We start from the raw sequence: 20,448 nt of genomic DNA, 5'->3' as shown, positions 1-20,448 counted from the left end.
GGATAATCAGAAGGTTTCCCAATTATCGTGCTGAGTGGTGCGACTGCTTTCTGTGCCAGAGCGAGGTGTTGGGGTACTTTTAGGTGCCACGGATGCACCGACGTTTTTCTGTACCGATTCTGCCTCTGCATCGGATAGGCGGAACACGGCAACGGCCTGTGCCAGTAAAATGGCCTGTTCAGCCAGTGAGTCAGCGGCGGCGGCAGACTCTTCCACTAAGGCAGCATTCTGCTGAGTGGTGCTGTCCATTTCAGAGATGGCTTGGCTAACCTGTGTGATGCCACGGCTCTGCTCATCGGATGCTGAGGCAATTTCCGCCATAATATCGCGCACATGGGTCACTGAGCGGACAATATTCTCCATCGTTTGCCCGGCATTTTGCACCAACGTGGTTCCGGCATTTACCTGAGTCACTGACTCGCCAATCAAGCCTTCAATTTCTTTCGCCGCTTGTGCACTGCGTTGTGCCAAATTGCGAACTTCGCTGGCGACAACGGCAAAACCACGGCCTTGCTCGCCGGCGCGGGCGGCTTCAACCGCAGCATTCAAGGCCAAGATATTGGTCTGGAAAGCAATACTGTTAATGACTGAAGTAATCTCAGAGATACGTTTGGAGCTACCGGAGATATCGTTCATGGTGCGCACCACATCGTTAACCAGCTTACCGCCCTGCTGTGCGGTTTGTGATGCCTCGGTTGCCAGTTGATTAGCATGGTGGGCGTTATCGGCATTCTGCTTAACTGTGGCATTCAACTGCTCCATGCTGGCAGCGGTTTCCTCTACAGCCGCAGCCTGCTGTTCGGTGCGGGAAGATAAATCGGTATTACCGACAGCAATTTCGCCTGAGGCATGAGACACCTGACTGACACCAATGCGGATCTCATCAATCATGGCGCGCAGGTTTTCATTCATTCGGGCGACGGCATTCATCAACAGGCCCAACTCATCGGTACGGTTTGATGTTGTCGCCGCAGTTAAATCACCGGTAGCAATGCGCTCTGCCATCGCCAGGGTGGTGCGCAGTGGTACCGTGATCTGGCGGGTCATGCGCCATGAAATCAATAGACCAAACAGCAGTGCGGCAATGGCAGCAATAGTTAACTGCAATTGCGCATTATTGATTTCTGCGTGGGTTCCTTGCAGCTCTTGGGTGAACAGATGGGTGGCCAGTTTATTCAATTCGTTGGCATTAGATTCCATCACTTTACCGGCCTCCAGCTCTTGCTGATAAGCCGGTAAATAGGCCAGTACGTTATCTTTATAGGTACTCAGGCTGGAGATAACCGGAGCCAGCAGCTTTTGCTGTTCGGCCGATAGCACCGGCATAAAAGCATTTGCGGCACTATTGGCGATATTGATTGAGGTAATCAGCGAGGACTCTGCATCTTGGTTGCGATCCAGCAATAAGCCGCGTGCGTTGTAGCGCACGGTCATCAACTTCTGGTTCATCTCTGCTAGCAGGATTTGGGTATGGGTATCTGCCCCTTCATTAAGTAGGCTTTGTTGCAGCTCGTTGAGGTTCTTCTGGGTTTCAGAAATATTCCAGCTTTTGCGCACATCATCTTTATGGGCCACGGCATTGACGAAGTTACTCTGCTGCTGCAGATACTCCTCTACCACATCGGAAATACTGCTAATGGTTTTGCGATTATCTGCCGACCAGCTAAGACTTTCGCTCTGGGTCAGAAGATTTTTTATATTATTGATATGTTGAGAATTTTCTTTGATGTATTGCAGGGAGTAGGTACGTTCATATAATGCACGATTATACTTTGCCTGATTGGATTCATCGTTAACTTTGTAACTCAGGTCAACTTTATAAGCATGATCTTCAATCACGGAGAAATGATAAGCGGTGGTACCGGCGATGATCCCGACCAGCAACAACATCAGGAAAAAGCTTAATCCCAGCTTTTTACCGACTTTCATATTTTCAAAGCTGCCAAAAACGTTGCTAAATACTGCCATGTTCTTCTCCGTTATGCGGTGTCTCTGATGCAAATCAATCAGCGTAGGTGAGTTTGGGGAGGTCTAGTTATTAGAAGATTTTGGGGAGTTGGTGGTATGTGGGATAGCCTTGGCAAGAGTACTTTTCCCAAACGATATACCCGTCATACTTCAAGTTGCATGTGCGTTGACTGCCTTCCTGCAACTCGAATTATTTAGGGTATAGTTCATGAGCTTTATATCCATGAATACCAACGCCCTTCTTGAACAATCTATCGGCAGAAATTGGCTAAACTTTAGCAATAAAAATGCCAGCAAGATGACCTTGCTGGCATGTATCCTTCGGACTTGAAGCTACAGGGTTGTTAGCTGCAACTCCACGTTGTTTGGATATGCAACATACGGTTTATGCGGCTTATTTGGCTTGAGTGAAACGCGCTGCTGCTTCGTCCCAGTTAACCACGTTCCAGAATGCTTTGATGTAGTCTGGGCGGCGGTTTTGGAATTTCAGATAGTAAGCGTGTTCCCACACATCCAGGCCAATAATTGGGAAGCCTGATGCGCCAGAAACTGCTTCGCCCATCAGTGGGCTATCTTGGTTAGCAGTAGATACAACCGCCAGCTTGCCGTCGTCTTTCAGAACCAGCCAAGCCCAACCAGAACCGAAACGGGTTGCCGCAGCAGCTTCAAATTTCTCTTTGAAGCTATCTACGCTGCCGAAATCGCGCTCAATAGCGGCTTTCAGATCACCCTTCAGGGTTGTGTCCAGTTTCAGCCCTTTCCAGAACAGGCTGTGGTTAGCGTGGCCGCCGGCGTTGTTACGCATAAACGTGCGTTTTTCAGCAGGAACTTTGTCCAGATCTTTGATCAGGTCTTCAACGCTGAATTTAGCCAGCTCAGGGAAGCTCTCCAACACCGTGTTTGCATTGTTAACATAGGTCTGGTGGTGTTTGGTGTGATGGATTTCCATCGTCTGCTTATCGAAGTGGGGTTCCAGGGCGTCATAAGCATAAGGCAGGGATGGCAGTGAGTAACTCATAATCATCGTCTCCGTAGTGTAGGGCGGCGCAAAAAAAGTAAGCGCCGCGTAAGCATTCGGATCATTATAGTTAATTAAATGATATTGAAAATGATTATCAATGCCGTACTAATTATGTGGTCTTTCTATTCACTAATCCGCTGCGGATGGGTGTAAACCGTTGCTCTACCGGGTTTACTGAAGCCAACCAGCGTCAGATTACAGCGCTCGGCAACTTCAACCGCTAAGGTTGTTGCAGCAGAAACAGCAAATAAAATCTCTGCACCGCACATTGCGGTTTTCTGCACCATCTCATAGCTCGCACGGCTGGAAACCAGCACAGCACCTTGCTGCCACGGCTGTTTGGCCCGTATCCCCAGCAGCTTATCCAGTGCGACATGGCGGCCCACATCTTCACAACCGCCCAACAATTCACCTTTCGGATTAATCCAGGCCGCAGCATGAGTGCAACCCGTCAACTGACCCACAGTTTGTACCTGCTTGAGTTGTGCCAGTGCATTATCGAGTTGATTCAAATTAAAGGTCTGAGTGAAAGGCAGCGGGGTGATGGGGCGAAAAATATCATCAAGCTGTTCAATACCACAGACCCCACATCCGGTGCGGCCGGCCATAGCTCGGCGGCGCTCTTTTAAACCGGCAAAGCGACGGCTGGATAACTCAATGTTAACTTCTATGCCATTACAGCCTGGTGTCACATCAATGGCGTAGATATCTTGTGGGGCGCTAATAATGCCCTCTGACAACGAAAACCCCAGCGCGAATGCTGCCAGATCTTTCGGGGTTGCCATCATCACCACATGGGAAATGCCATTGTAGACCAGCGCCACCGGCACTTCCTCCGCTAGCCAATCCAATTGCGGCTCGGCCATTTTATGGCGCTGTAGCACGTTAAGTTGTTTTGCACCGCAGATTCCGGTGGAGAGGTCAATTGTTGAAGGTTTGATCTGGCTCACTATGCGGCCCTGAAAGTTATAACCCATAATCACAATGTGGTAACATTCACATTAAGAATGGTATGGGTATAATTCTATTTCCAGAAGAATGTATCCCACACCGATAAAGGTGATATCGCGTAAGCGATTTTAGCGCTTCCGGTTTCGTTGAGGGAAGTGTGAACTGAAATAATGTGACAATGAACGAAGGAGAGACCCATGCAGGTCAGCAGAAGGCAGTTCTTTAAGATCTGCGCTGGCGGTATGGCAGGAACCACGGTCGCGGCACTCGGCTTTACGCCGTCAGTGGCGCTGGCGGAAACGCGCAATTACAAATTGCTGCGCGCCCGTGAGACGCGGAATACCTGCACATATTGCTCCGTTGGTTGCGGGCTTTTGATGTATAGCCTCGGTGACGGCGCAAAAAACGCCAAAGAGAGTATTTTCCATATCGAAGGGGACCCGGACCATCCGGTAAACCGTGGCGCGCTGTGCCCGAAAGGTGCAGGGCTGGTGGATTTTATCCATAGCGAAAGCCGCCTGAAATATCCTGAATACCGTGCTCCGGGTTCAGATAAATGGCAGCGAATCACTTGGAATGATGCATTTGACCGCATTGCCAAGCTGATGAAAGAAGACCGGGACGCTAACTTCATTAAGACCAACGACGCCGGTGTTACCGTCAACCGTTGGCTGAGTACCGGTATGCTGTGTGCCTCGGCATCCAGTAACGAAACGGGTTATCTGACCCAGAAATTTAGTCGCGCTCTCGGCATGCTTGCCGTAGACAACCAAGCACGTGTCTGACACGGACCAACGGTAGCAAGTCTTGCTCCAACATTTGGTCGCGGTGCGATGACCAACCACTGGGTTGACATCAAGAACGCAGACTTAATTATCGTCATGGGCGGTAATGCGGCAGAAGCGCATCCGGTGGGGTTCCGCTGGGCGATGGAAGCCAAAATCCACAACAATGCCAAGTTGCTGGTGATAGACCCACGCTTTACTCGTACTGCATCGGTGGCGGACTTCTATACGCCAATCCGCTCCGGTAGCGATATCGCGTTCCTGTCCGGCGTGTTGTTGTATCTGATGACCAACAACAAAATTAACCGCGAATACGTCGAAGCTTATACCAACGCCAGCTTGCTGGTGCGGGAAGACTTTACCTTTGATGACGGCCTGTTCAGTGGCTATGACGCCGAAAATCGCAAATACGACAAAACCACCTGGAATTACCAGTTGGATGAAAACGGCTTTGCCAAACGCGATGTCACGCTGCAAGACCCGCGTTGTGTGTGGAACTTGCTGAAAGAACACGTCAGCCGTTACACGCCAGAGGTGGTCTCCAACATTTGCGGTACGCCAAAAGAAGATTTCTTGCAGGTTTGCGAATATCTCGCCGAAACCAGTGTGTCCAATAAAACCGCCACATTCCTCTATGCGCTGGGCTGGACACAACACTCGGTTGGCGCGCAGAACATTCGTACCATGGCGATGATCCAGTTGTTACTGGGCAATATGGGCATGGCGGGGGGCGGTATTAACGCCTTGCGCGGTCACTCTAATATTCAGGGTTTAACTGACCTGGGTTTGCTGTCGCAAAGCTTGCCGGGCTACCTGAATCTGCCGTCAGAAAAACAGCCGGATATTGACACTTATCTGAAGGCCAACACGCCGAAAACTCTGCTGCCGGGCCAGGTTAACTACTGGAGCAATTACCCGAAATTCTTCGTCAGTTTGATGAAAAGTTTCTACGGTGATAAAGCCCAGAAAGAGAACGGCTGGGGCTACGACTGGTTGCCGAAGTGGGATAAAGGCTACGACGTATTACAGTATTTCGAGATGATGTCGCAGGGTAAAGTGAATGGCTATATTTGCCAGGGCTTTAACCCGGTCGCGTCGTTCCCGAACAAAAACAAAGTAGTAGCATCACTGTCGAAACTGAAATTCCTGGTAACTATTGACCCGCTCAATACTGAAACCGCGAATTTCTGGCAAAACCACGGTGAATTTAACGATGTCAGTCCATCGAAAATTCAAACCGAGGTGTTCCGCTTGCCATCCAGTTGTTTTGCTGAAGAAAACGGTTCAATTGTTAACTCTAGCCGCTGGCTGCAATGGCACTGGAAAGGTGCTGATTCACCGGGCGAAGCATTGAACGATGGTGCCATTTTGGCGGGTATCTTTAGTCGTCTGCGTGACATGTACCATCAGGACGGTGGTGCAGTGCCAGAACAGGTACTCAATATGACCTGGGATTATCTGACGCCAGACAATCCAGAGCCAGAAGAAGTGGCACAGGAAAGCAATGGTAAAGCACTGGCTGATATCACCGATGCTGACGGCAAAGTGCTGGTCAAAAAAGGCGAGCAGCTCAGTACCTTTGCTCATCTGCGTGATGATGGTACTACCGCCAGTGGATGCTGGATCTTTGCCGGTAGTTGGACACCGGCCGGTAACCAGATGGCACGCCGTGATAACGCTGACCCATCCGGCCTTGGCAATACACTGGGCTGGGCGTGGGCATGGCCGCTTAACCGCCGCATTCTATACAACCGTGCCTCTGCTGACCCACAAGGTAAACCCTGGGATCCGAAACGCCAGTTGCTGGAGTGGGATGGCACCAAATGGGGTGGCGTTGATATCCCAGATTACAGTGCCGCGGCACCGGGTAGCGATGTCGGGCCGTTTATCATGCAGCCAGAGGGTATGGGCCGCCTGTTTGCCATCGACAAAATGGCAGAAGGACCGTTCCCGGAACATTATGAGCCATTTGAAACGCCGCTGGGCACCAACCCGCTGCACCCGAATGTGATATCTAACCCGGCCGCTCGTGTCTTTAAAGACGATTTGGCCGCAATGGGTTCTCATGAGCAGTTCCCGTATGTCGGTACCACTTATCGTCTGACCGAGCATTTCCACTACTGGACCAAGCATGTGCTGCTCAATGCTATCGCACAGCCGGAACAGTTTGTGGAAATTGGCGAAAAACTGGCAGCGAAAAAGGGCATTAAGCAGGGCGATACCGTGAAAGTCAGCTCCAACCGTGGCTATATCAAAGCCAAGGCTGTGGTGACCAAACGTATTCGTACGCTGAATGTTCATGGGCAGGAAGTTGACACTATTGGTATCCCGATCCACTGGGGATACGAAGGGGTGGCGAAAAAAGGCTTCCTGGCCAATACCCTGACACCGTTTGTCGGTGATGCCAATACGCAAACGCCAGAGTTCAAGGCGTTTCTGGTCAACGTGGAAAAGGTGTAACGGAGAGAACCTATGTCACTGCAAACCCAAGACATTATCCGGCGCTCCGGCACCAACTCCCTTACGCCGCCGCCACAGGATCGTAACTACCAGCAAGAGGTGGCCAAGCTTATCGACGTCACCACCTGTATCGGTTGTAAAGCCTGTCAGGTGGCGTGTTCGGAGTGGAATGATATCCGTGATGAAGTCGGTCATAACGTCGGGGTGTACGATAACCCCGCAGATCTGACCGCCAAATCATGGACGGTGATGCGTTTTTCTGAAGTTGAAGACGAAGAGAGCGGCAAGCTGGAGTGGCTGATCCGTAAGGATGGCTGCATGCATTGTGCTGACCCCGGCTGCCTGAAGGCATGTCCGTCGGAAGGGGCAATCATTCAGTATGCCAATGGTATCGTCGATTTCCAGTCAGAACACTGTATCGGCTGTGGTTACTGCATTGCCGGTTGCCCGTTCGATGTGCCGCGCATGAACAAAGATGACAACCGGGTGTATAAATGTACCCTGTGCGTCGATCGCGTTGGTGTTGGCCAGGAACCTGCCTGTGTGAAAACCTGCCCGACCGGAGCGATTCACTTTGGCACCAAAGAGTCGATGAAAGAAGTCGCTGCGGGCCGGGTTGCTGAGTTGAAAACTCGTGGCTTTGATAACGCAGGGTTATATGACCCCGCTGGCGTGGGGGGCACCCATGTGATGTATGTACTGCATCATGCGGATAAACCGCAGCTCTATCATGGTCTGCCGGAGAACCCGACCATCAGTCCGACAGTCACCTTCTGGAAGGGGATCTGGAAACCACTGGCAGCGGTGGGCTTCGCTGCAACCTTTGCGGCCAGTATCTTCCATTATGTGGGTGTCGGCCCGAACCGGGTTGAAGAAGAGGAGGACGAAGACGATAAGCCGGATTCAACACCTGCTGACACGTCATTGCCGCCACCGGAGCAGACCACCGCTGAGCACTCAGACGACGGGGAGACGCCCAAATGAAAAAAGAAAAACGCATCCAGCGCTACAGCGCGCCGGAGCGCATCAACCACTGGATAGTGGCCTTCTGCTTTATACTGGCCGCTATCAGTGGTTTGGGGTTCTTCTTCCCGTCATTTAACTGGCTGATGAATATTTTTGGTACGCCGCAGTTGGCACGCATCCTTCACCCCTTTGCCGGGGTGATTATGTTCGCCGCCTTCCTGATCATGTTTTTCCGTTACTGGAAACATAACCTGATCAATAAGGAAGACCTGGAATGGGCTAAAAATATCCATAAAATCGCCATGAATGAGGAAGTCGGCGACACGGGACGCTATAATTTCGGTCAGAAGTGCGTATTCTGGGCTGCTATTATCAGTCTGGTGTTGTTGTTGGCCAGTGGTGTTGTTATCTGGCGGCCTTACTTTGCGCCTTCCTTCCCGATCCCGCTGATTCGCCTGGCACTGCTGGTGCATTCGCTGGCGGCGGTCGGGTTAATTATCGTGATTATGGTGCACGTTTATGCTGCCCTGTGGGTGAAGGGCACCATTACCGCGATGGTAGAAGGCTGGGTACCGGCGGCGTGGGCGAAAAAGCACCATCCGCGCTGGTACCGTGAGGTTAACGCCAAAAGTCAGCGTCAGAAAAAACAGGAAGAGAAACCCTGATGAGTATTCGCATTGTCCCTAAAGATCAACTAGGAAAACAAAGCGAAAAAGGCACCACGGCGGGGAATATCCCGCCGTTACTTTTCGCGAATTTAAAAAGCCTGTATACCCGGCGGACTGAACGTTTACAGCAACTTGCGCTGGATAACCCGTTGTCCGATTATCTGGATTTTGCGGCTAAAATTACCCAAGCGCAGCAAAAAGCGCTGCATGACCATCCGCTGGTGTTGGATATGCAGGCTGAGTTGGAGCAATCCGCTGCCAGCGGTAAACCACCTCTGGATCTGAGTGTTTTTCCTCGCACTGAACATTGGCGCAAGCTCCTGTCAGCACTGATTGCTGAACTACGCCCTGATGCCCCTGATCATATTGTGGCAGTATTGGATAATCTGGATAAGGCGTCGGTACATGAGCTGGAACTGTATGCTGATGCGCTGTTAAATCGTGAGTTTGCCCAAATCGGCAGTGAAAAAGCGCCATTCATCTGGGCGGCTTTATCATTGTATTGGGCGCAGATGGCCAGCCAGATCCCCGGTAAGGCGCGAGCTGAATATGGTGAACATCGCCAGTTCTGCCCAGTCTGCGGCAGTATTCCGGTCTCCAGCGTGGTGCATATCGGTACGCAAAACGGTTTACGTTATCTGCACTGCAACTTGTGTGAAAGCGAGTGGCATGTGGTCCGAATCAAATGCAGTAACTGCGAACAGACCCGTGATTTGAATTACTGGTCACTGGACAGTGAACTGGCGGCAGTAAAAGCGGAAAGTTGTGGTGATTGCGGCACTTACCTGAAAATTCTCTATCAGGAAAAAGACCCACAAGTTGAAGCGGTCGCTGATGATCTGGCCTCGCTTATCCTTGATGCCAAAATGGAAGGTGAAGGATTCGCCCGCAGCAGTATCAATCCATTCTTGTTTCCAGGGGAATAGGTTTCCGGGCCACAAAATAGAAGTATAGTTTGTATGGTTATTATACAATGGTCGCGCTCACATGTGATGACCATTGTAACTACTGTTGGTTTTATCGGCAGGCGCTACTCCATCATCCGAGCGATACGCTAACTTAAATAAGGATATTTATTGTATGTTGAAGATAGTCGCAAAACTGACGGTAGTGATGGTGTTGGTAGGTGGTCTGGCCGCGTGTGATAACAGTAAGGAGAGCAAGGAAAGCACCAACAATGCCGCCCCTGCATCGACCCCTGCTACAACACCCGCGCCCGCTCCGGTAGCCTCTACACCCGCAGTAACTCCGCCAGCAGCAACCACGCCAGCCGCTAAACTTTCCGCTGACCAGCAGCAGGTTAGTCTATTTGATGGTAAGGTTACCTTTGTATTACCAACATCATTTGTTGACCAAACTAAATTGGCGGGTGACGTGAACAATGAGCAAAATCAAACGTTGTTATTGATTGATGCTGCCGGTAAACAAATGGCCGTCACTGCGGTGACTAACCCGCCGGGCGTCGAATTGCTTGATACCAGTGATTTGTCCCTTGATGCGTTAAACAAAGGGTTATTGCAGGGGTTCAGTGCTCAGTACCAGAATATTAAACAAACCGGACAAAAAGACATCACCGTTGATGGCCATAAGTTCCGCCTGTTTGATACCAAGCAAAAAATACAAAATTCGCCGATGGTAGCGACTACAATCTTTACTGTGTTAGATAAGAAAGTGGTATTTATTCAGATGGTCTCTGCCGCTGAAAAAACCAAGCAACACCAAACGTTAGTGAATGGCGTGGTTGATTCTATCGCGCTACACTAATTACTCAGACCGAGCGCCGTACCATTATTATGGCGCTCTTTCGACCTTATTACCTGAGTGAGTATGAGCGCAGAACCCCATCAGTTATACAGTCAGTTACCCGCAATAGATCGCCTGCTACGCGAGCCAGATGTTGCCCCTTTAGTGGCTGAATATGGCCCTGTTTTATTGACCGATATTTTGCGTCAAATGCAGGTTGAGGCTCGTGAATATATCCGCCAATTTCATTCACTGGCTGATTGGTGCAGTGACTGGCCAACAGCATTAAAGCAGCGTTTACATAGCCGCCAATCCGCGTTAAAACCCGTCTTTAACCTTTCCGGTACCGTATTGCATACCAACTTGGGCCGTGCCCCATTGGCTGAATCAGCTATTGCTGCGGTGAATGATGCGATGCGTGGCGCGGTAACACTGGAATACTCTCTGAGTGGTGCCGGGCGTGGCCATCGTGACCGGGCTATCGCCGATTTGCTGTGCGAGCTGACCGGTGCGGAAGATGCTTGTATCGTGAATAACAATGCTGCTGCGGTGTTTCTCATGCTGACGGTAATGGCGGCGGGGAAACAGGTAGTGGTTTCTCGCGGTGAGCTGGTGGAGATTGGTGGTGCTTTTCGTATCCCGGATGTGATGCGACAGGCGGGGTGTGAATTGGTCGAAGTCGGTACCACTAATCGCACGCACCTTAAAGATTACCGCCAAGCCATAAATGAACACACTGGCCTGCTGATGAAAGTGCATACCAGCAATTACAGTATTGAAGGTTTCACCGCCTCGGTTGCCGAAGCGCAACTCGCAACATTAGGCCATGAATTCTCCATCCCGACCGCCACCGATCTGGGCAGCGGTTCGTTGGTGGATATGACCCGTTATGGTCTGCCAGCAGAACCAATGCCACAGCAATTGATTGCAGCGGGTATCGATTTAGTTACTTTTTCGGGCGATAAACTGCTGGGTGGCCCACAGGCCGGGATTATTCTTGGCAAAAAACAGTGGATTGAGCAGCTACAGCAGCACCCACTTAAGCGGGTGCTACGCGCCGATAAAATGACGCTGGCCGCACTGGACGCCACCTTGCGTCTCTATCAGCAGCCAGACCGGTTGACTGAGTTGCTGCCAACCATGAGGTTACTCACCCGCCCAACACAGGTTATCGCCGAGAGTGCACAACGGGTATTGGGTGCCCTAACCGCTCGTTATGGCACCGATTTCACGCTGGCGGCAGAACCTTGCTGGTCGCAGATCGGTAGCGGTTCGCTACCGGTAGACCGTCTGGCCAGTTGGGCGGTAACGTTCGCACCAAAAGAGGGGCGCGGAAGTGCTCTGGAAGCCCTAACAGCGCGTTGGCGCGGTTTGGCTAAGCCGGTTATTGGCCGCGTGGCTGATGGGCGTTTGTGGCTCGATTTGCGTTGCCTGGAGGATGAGGCGGCGTTGCTCAGGGAATTGGCTCGATGATTATTGCAACAGCAGGCCATGTCGATCATGGCAAAACGACACTTTTACAGGCCATCACCGGGGTGAATGCGGATCGCCTGCCGGAAGAAAAACAGCGCGGCATGACCATTGATCTGGGTTATGCCTATTGGCCACAGTCCGATGGCAGCGTTATGGGGTTTATCGATGTCCCCGGCCATGAGAAGTTTTTAGCCAATATGTTGGCGGGCGTGGGCGGCATTGACCATGCTTTGCTGGTGGTAGCCTGTGATGATGGTGTCATGGCACAAACCCGCGAGCATCTGGCGATTTTGCGCCTCAGTGGTCGCCCCACGTTGACCGTGGCACTGACCAAAGCTGATCGGGTTGATGATGAGCGTATCGAACAGGCTCGCCAGCAGGTACTGGCAGAGCTGGTGGCTCAGGGCTGGCAAGCAGAGCAAGTCACTTTGTTCGTGACAGCGGCGGCGACCGAGCGTGGCATTAACGAATTACGTGAACATCTGGCGCAATACCACCAACAAAATGCACAGCACAGCCGGTTACAGCGGCGCTTTCGTCTGGCTATCGATCGCGCATTCAGTGTGAAAGGGGCTGGCTTGGTGGTAACGGGCACGGCGTTGGCAGGTCAGGTGGAACTCGGTGATACCTTATGGCTCACCGGCGGCGACTGTCCGGTGCGGGTGCGTGGTATCCATGCCCAAAATCAAAATACATCACAGGCGCAAGCTGGCCAGCGTATCGCTCTGAATATCAGTGGCGATATCAGCAAACAACAGATCAAACGCGGTGACTGGCTATTAACGCAACAGCCGCCGCAGGCCACGGAGCGGGTACTTGTCATTGTGGATGCTGATACACCGATCCAACATTGGCAACCTTTACATTTGCATCATGCCGCCAGCCATATTACTGGGCGTTTTTCGCTGCTGACCAATCCACAACCTACCGACGAGAACCCCCAGCCGATACTTGCTGAACTGTTGTTGGATAATCCGCTATCTCTGGCTGAAAACGATCGTCTTATTTTGCGTGACATTGCGGCGAAGAAGACCTTGGGCGGTGCACGGGTGATTCATCTCACCGCCCCTAAACGCGGCAAACGGCAACCGGCGTATTTATCTTGGTTAACTGCGCTGGCCCAGGCAACCTCCGACCGTGAAGTGCTGGATTTACATCTGGCTCAAGGGCCGGTTTCTTTAGATGACTTCAGTTGGGCGCGCCAGCTAACTGAACGCGATATGGCGGACTTACTGGCACAGACCGATAGTGTTGTCGCCGGTGATATTGCACTCTCGCGCCCTCATGCTCAGCAAGCGCAACAAACCTTATTACATGTCCTGTGCCTGTATCACCAACAGCATGGTGATCAGTTAGGATTAGGGCGGGCGCGGTTGCGGCGTATGGCGTTGCCAACGCTGGATGAAGGGCTGGTATTCCGTTTGATTGATGATCTGCTGGCTGAAGGGGCGCTAAAGAATACCCGTGGCTGGCTACATCTGCCAGCTCATGGCCTGGCATTTACTGCCGAGGAGCAGGTTCAGTGGCAGCAGGTCGCATCCTATTTTGCCGATGACCCTTGGTGGGTGCGCGATTTGGCGGCACCGATGCAGATTGAAGAAAGTGAGATGCGCACACTATTGCGCAAAGCGGCACAACTGGGCTATATCACAGCAATTGTTCCTGATCGCTACTATCGCAGCCAGCGTATTGAGCAATTCGCTGATTTGGTACGTGAGCTGGATGCCAGCCAGGGCAGCGCCTGTGCCTCAGATTTCCGCGATAGACTGGGTGTTGGCCGCAAACTGGCGATTCAAATCCTTGAATTCTTTGACCGCAGTGGGTTTACTCGCCGCCGAGGTAACGACCATTTGTTGCGTGACAGTGGGCTATTTCTTAATACACCTCCTAATGTGTAATTCGGTTAAAATACATCTAAAGTGATGTGACGTGGTCAAATTACATCTCATAAGGTGTAATTTGATTTTTTACATCATATTCGATGTTTAATCCATAAAATACATTGTTTAAGATGTGCTAGGCTATAGATACATCAAAAGACATGTAACTGGGGGATGATATGAAATCGCTGTTAGATGTGGCCGAGCAGATAAAAGAAATTCGCCAACAGAAACAATTTACACAGTCTGATATGCGTCTTATCAATGGCATGACGCAACAGCAAGTTTCCAAGTTTGAGAAAGGGGGGGATATTCACCTTTCTACTTTTCTGCGGATATTGGCCGGTTTCGATCTGGAAATGCTGCTGCTCACCCGGGAACAGGCGCAGGATATACGTTTGACTATGGGGACAGAACGCGTGGTCAATAAGGAAGATATCACGCTCAATGATGATCCCTGGACACAGAAATATAAAGATCTGGAGGACTAGCCGATGTCGCAACAGCTTGAGAGTGTCGAAGGGCTGGCGCTTTATCTGGGGGAAATCCGTGTGGGTGTTGTGGTGCACTATACCGGCGGTCGGAATGCTCTATCGTTCGATCCTGATTATATCGCGATGCCGGATACACAGCGACCGACCTTTACCTTAACTCAGCAGATTGATCACGGTTACCTGCAAAGGACGCAGATTAATAAACAAAAGCTACCTCCGGTACTGTCGAACTTATTACCTGAAGGGGCGTTGCGGCAGATGATGGTTGGGCAATTAAAAATTCATGAGGATAATGAATTTCCGTTGTTGGCGCGAGCTGGCGGTAATCTCGCTGGTGCATTGATAACCCGCCCATTGATGAAGGGAGAGATCCCCATATGGGCGCTTTCCGCATATGATAAAATAGAATCAATACAAATAGATACGAATAACATTGCTGATAAGTTTTCGTTGGCTGGCGTACAGATGAAATTCTCATCTAGTCACCAGGATGGGCGGTTCCTAATAACCTCCGCAGTGGGTGAGGATAACTGGATTGTTAAAACACCTTCAACTGTGCATAAAAATGTCCCTGAGAATGAATATTCTGTGATGCGATTAGCTCAAGCTATTGGTGTGGATATACCCGACATTGATTTAGTCTCATTAGATAAAATCGAGAATTTGCCCGATATTCAATTACCACCCGGTGAACATGTTTATCTTATCCGTCGTTTTGATCGTACCGTGCAAGGGCGGGCGCGGATACATACCGAAGATTTCGCACAGGTTTTTAACCTATATCCCAGCAAAAAATACGAAGATAAGAATTACGAGCAAATAGCGGCTGTTTTATATAACAATGCTGGTGGTTTAGCGGACCTACAACAGATGGCGCGTCGGTTACTGGCTAATATTATGTTGGCTAATGGTGATGCACATCTGAAAAACTGGACTGTCATTTATTCTGATGGCCGGCACGCAAGACTTTCGCCAGCCTATGATATTGTTTGTACTAAAGTTTATATGGAGGACGAGACTGAGCTTGCCTTAAGAATGGCAAAAGAAAAACGCTGGTATGTCGCTAATTTTGCTACGTTCAAAAAATGGTGTGAGCGGATAAGTGCACCTTACCCGGCTATTAAGGCCCATTTAGACGATGCGATTATTATTGCGCGTCAAACATGGCCTGAAATGTTGGCCTCTTTGCCCATGAATGAGGCTCATAAGCAAGTATTACGAAATCATTGGGCGCAATTACACACTGATTTTAGGCTATAAATTCGCTGGAGGGTCTATTCCCCCAGCGCTTAATAAACTACTCCGCAGTAACCGCCTCCGGCTGACGGCGAATAAATATCATCACCAAGCCCAGCCACAGCAAGCCACTGATCAGATTGAACAGGTTAAAGATACCGCTGTTGCCCCACAAGTAAGCGACTTTGGCAAACTCAATGCCGAAGGTGAAGACCATCATACTGATCATCCCCATGGCGGCAGATACCGTACCTTTACTGATATCACTGGCGAACAGTGTCAACCGCACCAAACCGGCATTAGCCAAGCCAATACCAAAGGCATACAGGCTCAGTCCTGCCGTCATCCACAGATAAGCATGGGATGAATAGAGCGTTGAGCCTGCGGCAATCAGCAAGCCAATAATCATCGGACCGGCACCGTAGCGGATAAGACGTGGAATACTGGTTTTGCCGCTCAATCTCGCCAGTGTCAGATTACCAATAATCAGTGCGCCGAAAATTGGCACCTGCAAAACACCATATTCAACAGTGGATAGCTGCTCACCGCTGATCAAAATGACGGGTGATTGCGCAATCCACGCCAGCAATGGCAGGCTGGCAAAGCCTAACGCCAGGGAACCACACATGAAACGGCGGTTGGCGAGCACCAGCTTATAGTCATGCCACATCGCTGCCACTGACAGTTTCTCCCCTTTCAGAGCGGCGGTTTCCGGCATGGCGCGCCATAAGCCCACAAATGAAATGGCCCCCAGCACGGCAAACAGCACAAACATTGCCTGCCACGGAGCGACATGAATCAAGGCTGCCCCCGCCAGAGGGCCGAGTAATGGGGCAATCAAGGCGACATTGGCCATTAACGCGGTAATTTTAATACAAACCGCTTCTTCAAATGATTCCTGAATAGTGGCGTAACCGACGGCACCAATAAAGCATAAGCCGATCCCTTGCAGGAAGCGCATGGCGATGAACTGTTCGATACTATTGACCAGCAAGATGGCAAGGCATGTCACCACAAAGAATGCGACACCGAACAACATTACCGGGCGGCGTCCACGGCGGTCTGACAACGGCCCAAGCAACCATTGCAAGAACATCCCGCCAGCCAGATAGGCAGTCATAGAGGTCGGAACCCACTCAATACTGGCATTAAAATCAGCCACTACGGCGAGCATACCTGGCTGGATCATATCGTTAGCGATATAAGCGGCAAATTCGAACAATACTAAACAAAGAGGGAATAAAAGCGCCCGTCGACCTAAACGTGTCGCGGGTGAAAATGAAGTTTGCATAAATTAAGCTATTAATAATAAACGTAAAAAAGGATACGGCTCAGGCAGGGTGTGCATTCAAAGCGCGTCAGGTCGGTTATTTTGCCGTCAATATAACGTTATAGCAACAATTACCCTTCGTCCTTGACGCTACAGCATTGTTAGCGGCGTTCATTCACCCGAATCACTTGACTGTGTAAGCTCATTGGGATTAATGAATCTTATCCTTGATGCCGTTTCATTTACTTTGGGTATAAATCGAATTTACGTTATTGTTTGCAACCTGATTATTGATGCCGTAAATAGATCAACGCTTTTAGTATGCTGACAGGTGATAGAGAGTATGCATGACCAATAAGATTGGCTGGATTGATAATTTGCGGGCGGTGGCCTGCATTATGGTGGTCATGATCCATGCCACAACCTATTACGTCACCAGTGGTGCTCAGGTGGGTGAGGCTAACTGGGATATTGCCAATCTGCTCAATTCTGCTTCTCGTGCCTGCGTGCCCCTGTTCTTTATGATCTCTGGTTATCTGTTTTTTGGTGAAAAAAGTGCACAGCAAAAGCACTTCACCCGAATCGGGCTATGCCTGCTGTTCTACAGTGTGATTGCCCTGATTTATATTTCGATCCTGACGCCGATCAACGGTTGGGCCTCACTACAGAATATCCTGCAAAAACCGGTGTTTTATCATCTGTGGTTTTTCTACGCCATTATCGTGGTTTATCTGGTATCACCACTGATTAATGTCAAACCGGTGTCAGGCCGCTATCTGGCGGTGGTGATTTTACTGCTGGCAGTGCTAGCCAATCCCCAAGCCAGCAAGTATTCGATTGGCGGTTTCCATTTATTGCCAATCAACCTCTATATCTACGGTGATACTTTCTATTACTTGCTGTACGCGCTGTTGGGGCGGGCAATTGGTATGTTGGAAACCAAAGGCAGGGGGATCAGTTGGGGGGCGGCATTGCTGTTTATCACCAGCGTAATATTTATTGCCATCTCAACTGAAAAGCAGACGCGGATTAATGGCAGTTTTGCGGATACTTTCTATATGTATTGTGGCCCGCTGGTGTTCGTTGCGGCGGTATCACTGCTGGTGTGGTTTAAAAACTGCATGAACCAGCAAATTGGCTGGCTAAGCTGGCTCGCCGGGCATTCATTGGCGATTTACGGCTTCCACGCGCTCATTATTCACTTTATTCGCACCCATCATTACGATTTTACGGGTTATCCGATACTGGATATTTTCTATGTTTTCGCACTGGCTCTCGCCCTGAGCACTTTGCTATCCATGGGATTACAGCGTATTGACCGGCGGCGTCTGGTCAGTTAACCACGACCTGCCCACGCTGTTGTGCGCGCCGAAGCTGGCGGCCGGAGGAGAACCCGGCAGCCAGTGCGGCTTTCTCCAGATTAAACCCTTCTTGCAGGCGAACTTCGGCCACTGCGACTCGCAATTGTTCGTGAAATTCACGCACACTGATCCCGACATGTTCGCGGAATAACCGTGTTAAATGGCGGCTACTGACATGTGCTTTCTGCGCGACCTGAAGCAGTGACCATTCGGCTTCCGGTTCTGCCGACATCACATCCTGCGCACGGTGTACGGCGGGATGCAGGTGATTGCGGTAACGTAACCAGGGGGAAAGCTGCGGGTCATCGCCAGACCGTCGAAAATAAACCACCATTTCCCGTGCGACTTCTAATGCAGTTTGTGGGCTGCAATAGCGGCTAATCAGATGCAAAGAGAGATCAATACCCGCCGTAATTCCGGCGCTGGTATACACGCCACGGTCTTCAACAAAGATACGGTTTTCTTTGGTTTGTGCGGCGGGTGCCTGCTGACGTAATCGCTCAAGTACATTGTGATGAGTGGTGCATTGGTAGCCGTCCAGTAGCCCCGCTTGTGCCGCCAGTAATGCACCGGAGCAGACACAAACCAAGATTGTTTTTTGCTGTGTAATGGCTATTTTTTGCTGTTGTAACCAGTGACGGGCCACTGCGGCCGTTTCGGTTGCAAAGTAGTGGCGTGAGTCGCTCACCCCAGGCACGACCAGTAAACTGCCCTCCGGCAAGCTGTCAGGTAGTGGTTGTAACTGGCCGAGCACCATGTCGGTGGAAGCCGTCACTTGCGGCAATGGACTGATATAGAAGAGATTAAATGACCCTGCCAGCCGTAAGGTTTCGGCCGGGCCAGTTAAATCCAGCGACAGCACGCCGGGAAGCAATAGGAAATAGACATTTCGTTGCATGGTTAATCCACAGTTACCGTCAGATAACGGTTCAGATAAGCCGGAATATCCGGGGTGTGCTGTAGCAAAGTAGCAACAAAAGCATCGCGTTCAAAGGCCATAACCTGCAAATCCCATACACAGAACGATTCATCCCGTGCCGCACGCCACACTCCCTGCTCTTGTACCCAGACTTTCACGCGCAATTCATTCTCATTGTCCCACCATCCGACAATCAGGTAATTCAGTGTTTTCCCCTGATGCTCAATCACAAAACCAATGCCTGGGCGGTTCACCGTTTCTGCTTCTTCTGGTAACCACTGCCCAACTAACTGATAAGCGGGGGCGTAATATGGTGTGTCACCTTGGGCCTGCGAGTAACGAATAACATAGCGCTTCAACTGCCACTGCTTAAGATATTTAACGCCAGCAGGGGTGATATCTCGTGGCAAATAAGGCTGTGGCTGCCAGTTTACTGTTTTTTCTGCAACCACCTCTGACGGCCGAGTATCCAGAGCACCCAGTGTTTCCGCAACGGTACGGATGGTGGCAAACCGATCGACTAACACGGTTTCTGTGCGCAGCTTTAATTCTTCGCTACTCAATACCACACCATTTGGCTGCGTCATTGGGAAGGTTAGTGTAGCTTCAGTCACGAAGGTCACTTGATAACCTAAATCCGATGCCACACGGGCGGTGGTTTCACAGCATTGTTCAGTACGCATACCGGCAATAATTAGATGATCTATCTGCCTTTCCTTTAGCCACTGATCCAGACCTGAATCAGTCAGCGCGTTATGTACCCGCTTTTGTACGGTAACATCTGCCTGATGGGAAACCAGCGACATTGGTTTAACATAGCCTGAAGCCAGTGAGAAAGGCCCTTCTGGGGCGACATGAAAAACATCGACCAGTGCCACTCCTCGCAGTTTACAGCCGGTAATTAATTGATTCAGCGCCGCCGAGAAGGCGGGTAAATCTTGCTGCTGCCAAAAAGATTTATGTTCGAAAGATTGTTGAACATCAATAATCAGTAATGCGCTGTTAGTCATTTCCGGCCCTCCGCCGTATGGGTGTAGCTCAATCATGGGCGGGTTTTCACTAGAGAGGAATGCCAAATCCGGCCATCATAGGGTGTAAAAGGGACCAGTTAACCATTTGTTTATACCCCTTATGCTGCAACTTGCTGGTGTATTCGTTGTGCTAGCCTGCATTTTGAAATCTCGGGATATGTATCATTTGGTTTCCAACATCTTTTTTATCGACAAAAATTGACATTAAAAATGTATTCATTG

Annotated in this window: 16 protein-coding genes; 10 read left to right on the top strand and 6 right to left on the bottom strand. The window is 50.4% G+C overall.

What is annotated here, in order from left to right; all coding sequences use genetic code 11:
• Positions 1 to 6: 6 nt before the first annotated feature.
• From V2A85_RS07180 to fdhD, 3 genes are all read right to left on the bottom strand, one after another.
• Complete coding sequence (locus V2A85_RS07180; protein WP_420071149.1) at positions 7 to 1,968, bottom strand: methyl-accepting chemotaxis protein; 1,962 nt, start codon at positions 1,966 to 1,968, stop codon at positions 7 to 9.
• 394 nt (positions 1,969 to 2,362) lie between these two features.
• Entirely contained in the window at positions 2,363 to 2,986 is a 624-nt protein-coding gene (gene sodA / locus V2A85_RS07175; protein WP_050311298.1) for a superoxide dismutase [Mn], read from the bottom strand.
• 125 nt (positions 2,987 to 3,111) lie between these two features.
• Positions 3,112 to 3,966 carry a formate dehydrogenase accessory sulfurtransferase FdhD gene (gene fdhD, locus V2A85_RS07170; protein WP_420071148.1) on the bottom strand — a complete coding sequence of 285 codons (855 nt, stop codon included), beginning with the start codon at positions 3,964 to 3,966 and terminating at the stop codon, positions 3,112 to 3,114.
• A 171-nt stretch (positions 3,967 to 4,137) separates the two neighbouring features.
• Here fdhD and fdnG point away from each other — a divergent pair, with 171 nt between their 5' ends.
• From fdnG to V2A85_RS07125, 9 genes are all read left to right on the top strand, one after another.
• Positions 4,138 to 7,185, top strand: coding sequence for a formate dehydrogenase-N subunit alpha (gene fdnG / locus V2A85_RS07165; protein WP_420071147.1), 3,048 nt, complete (start codon positions 4,138 to 4,140; stop codon positions 7,183 to 7,185).
• 12 nt (positions 7,186 to 7,197) lie between these two features.
• Entirely contained in the window at positions 7,198 to 8,169 is a 972-nt protein-coding gene (gene fdxH / locus V2A85_RS07160) for a formate dehydrogenase subunit beta (protein WP_372560228.1), read from the top strand.
• Positions 8,166 to 8,816: a formate dehydrogenase cytochrome b556 subunit gene (gene fdoI / locus V2A85_RS07155; protein ID WP_083161461.1), complete on the top strand. Its 651-nt coding sequence runs from the start codon at positions 8,166 to 8,168 to the stop codon at positions 8,814 to 8,816. The genes fdxH and fdoI overlap by 4 nt, the downstream gene beginning before the upstream one ends.
• Positions 8,816 to 9,745 (top strand): formate dehydrogenase accessory protein FdhE, encoded by a 930-nt coding sequence (gene fdhE, locus V2A85_RS07150; protein WP_083161459.1) that lies wholly within the window; start codon positions 8,816 to 8,818, stop codon positions 9,743 to 9,745. The genes fdoI and fdhE overlap by 1 nt, the downstream gene beginning before the upstream one ends.
• Positions 9,746 to 9,899: 154 nt before the next feature.
• Positions 9,900 to 10,583 carry a hypothetical protein gene (locus V2A85_RS07145; RefSeq protein ID WP_372560229.1) on the top strand — a complete coding sequence of 228 codons (684 nt, stop codon included), beginning with the start codon at positions 9,900 to 9,902 and terminating at the stop codon, positions 10,581 to 10,583.
• Between the two features lie 63 nt (positions 10,584 to 10,646).
• Positions 10,647 to 12,035 carry an L-seryl-tRNA(Sec) selenium transferase gene (gene selA / locus V2A85_RS07140; RefSeq protein ID WP_083161455.1) on the top strand — a complete coding sequence of 463 codons (1,389 nt, stop codon included), beginning with the start codon at positions 10,647 to 10,649 and terminating at the stop codon, positions 12,033 to 12,035.
• On the top strand, positions 12,032 to 13,933 hold the full coding sequence (gene selB / locus V2A85_RS07135) for a selenocysteine-specific translation elongation factor (RefSeq protein ID WP_420071146.1): 1,902 nt from the start codon (positions 12,032 to 12,034) through the stop codon (positions 13,931 to 13,933). Before selA ends, selB begins: the two co-directional genes overlap by 4 nt.
• Before the next feature lie 161 nt (positions 13,934 to 14,094).
• A complete protein-coding gene (locus V2A85_RS07130) occupies positions 14,095 to 14,406 on the top strand; it encodes a helix-turn-helix domain-containing protein (protein WP_042547398.1) in 312 nt (103 codons plus the stop codon).
• Between the two features lie 3 nt (positions 14,407 to 14,409).
• Entirely contained in the window at positions 14,410 to 15,669 is a 1,260-nt protein-coding gene (locus tag V2A85_RS07125) for a type II toxin-antitoxin system HipA family toxin (RefSeq protein ID WP_420071145.1), read from the top strand.
• A 37-nt stretch (positions 15,670 to 15,706) separates the two neighbouring features.
• On the opposite strand, the gene V2A85_RS07120 is transcribed toward V2A85_RS07125, so the two are convergent.
• Positions 15,707 to 16,936 carry an MFS transporter gene (locus tag V2A85_RS07120; RefSeq protein WP_372560233.1) on the bottom strand — a complete coding sequence of 410 codons (1,230 nt, stop codon included), beginning with the start codon at positions 16,934 to 16,936 and terminating at the stop codon, positions 15,707 to 15,709.
• 326 nt (positions 16,937 to 17,262) lie between these two features.
• Here V2A85_RS07120 and V2A85_RS07115 point away from each other — a divergent pair, with 326 nt between their 5' ends.
• Positions 17,263 to 18,255, top strand: coding sequence for an acyltransferase (locus V2A85_RS07115; protein ID WP_420071144.1), 993 nt, complete (start codon positions 17,263 to 17,265; stop codon positions 18,253 to 18,255).
• Here V2A85_RS07115 and V2A85_RS07110 read toward each other — a convergent pair.
• Both V2A85_RS07110 and V2A85_RS07105 read right to left on the bottom strand, forming a co-directional pair.
• Positions 18,248 to 19,174, bottom strand: a complete 927-nt coding sequence (locus V2A85_RS07110; protein ID WP_372560235.1) for a GlxA family transcriptional regulator — start codon at positions 19,172 to 19,174, stop codon at positions 18,248 to 18,250. The two genes, V2A85_RS07115 and V2A85_RS07110, sit on opposite strands and share 8 nt — an antisense overlap.
• Before the next feature lie 2 nt (positions 19,175 to 19,176).
• Entirely contained in the window at positions 19,177 to 20,205 is a 1,029-nt protein-coding gene (locus V2A85_RS07105; protein ID WP_372560236.1) for an isochorismatase family protein, read from the bottom strand.
• Between the last annotated feature and the right edge of the window lie 243 nt (positions 20,206 to 20,448).

Source organism: Yersinia sp. 1252 StPb PI (assembly GCF_048593885.1).
Lineage (GTDB): Bacteria > Pseudomonadota > Gammaproteobacteria > Enterobacterales > Enterobacteriaceae > Yersinia > Yersinia enterocolitica_E.
This window is presented reverse-complemented; position numbering and strand designations above follow the sequence as displayed.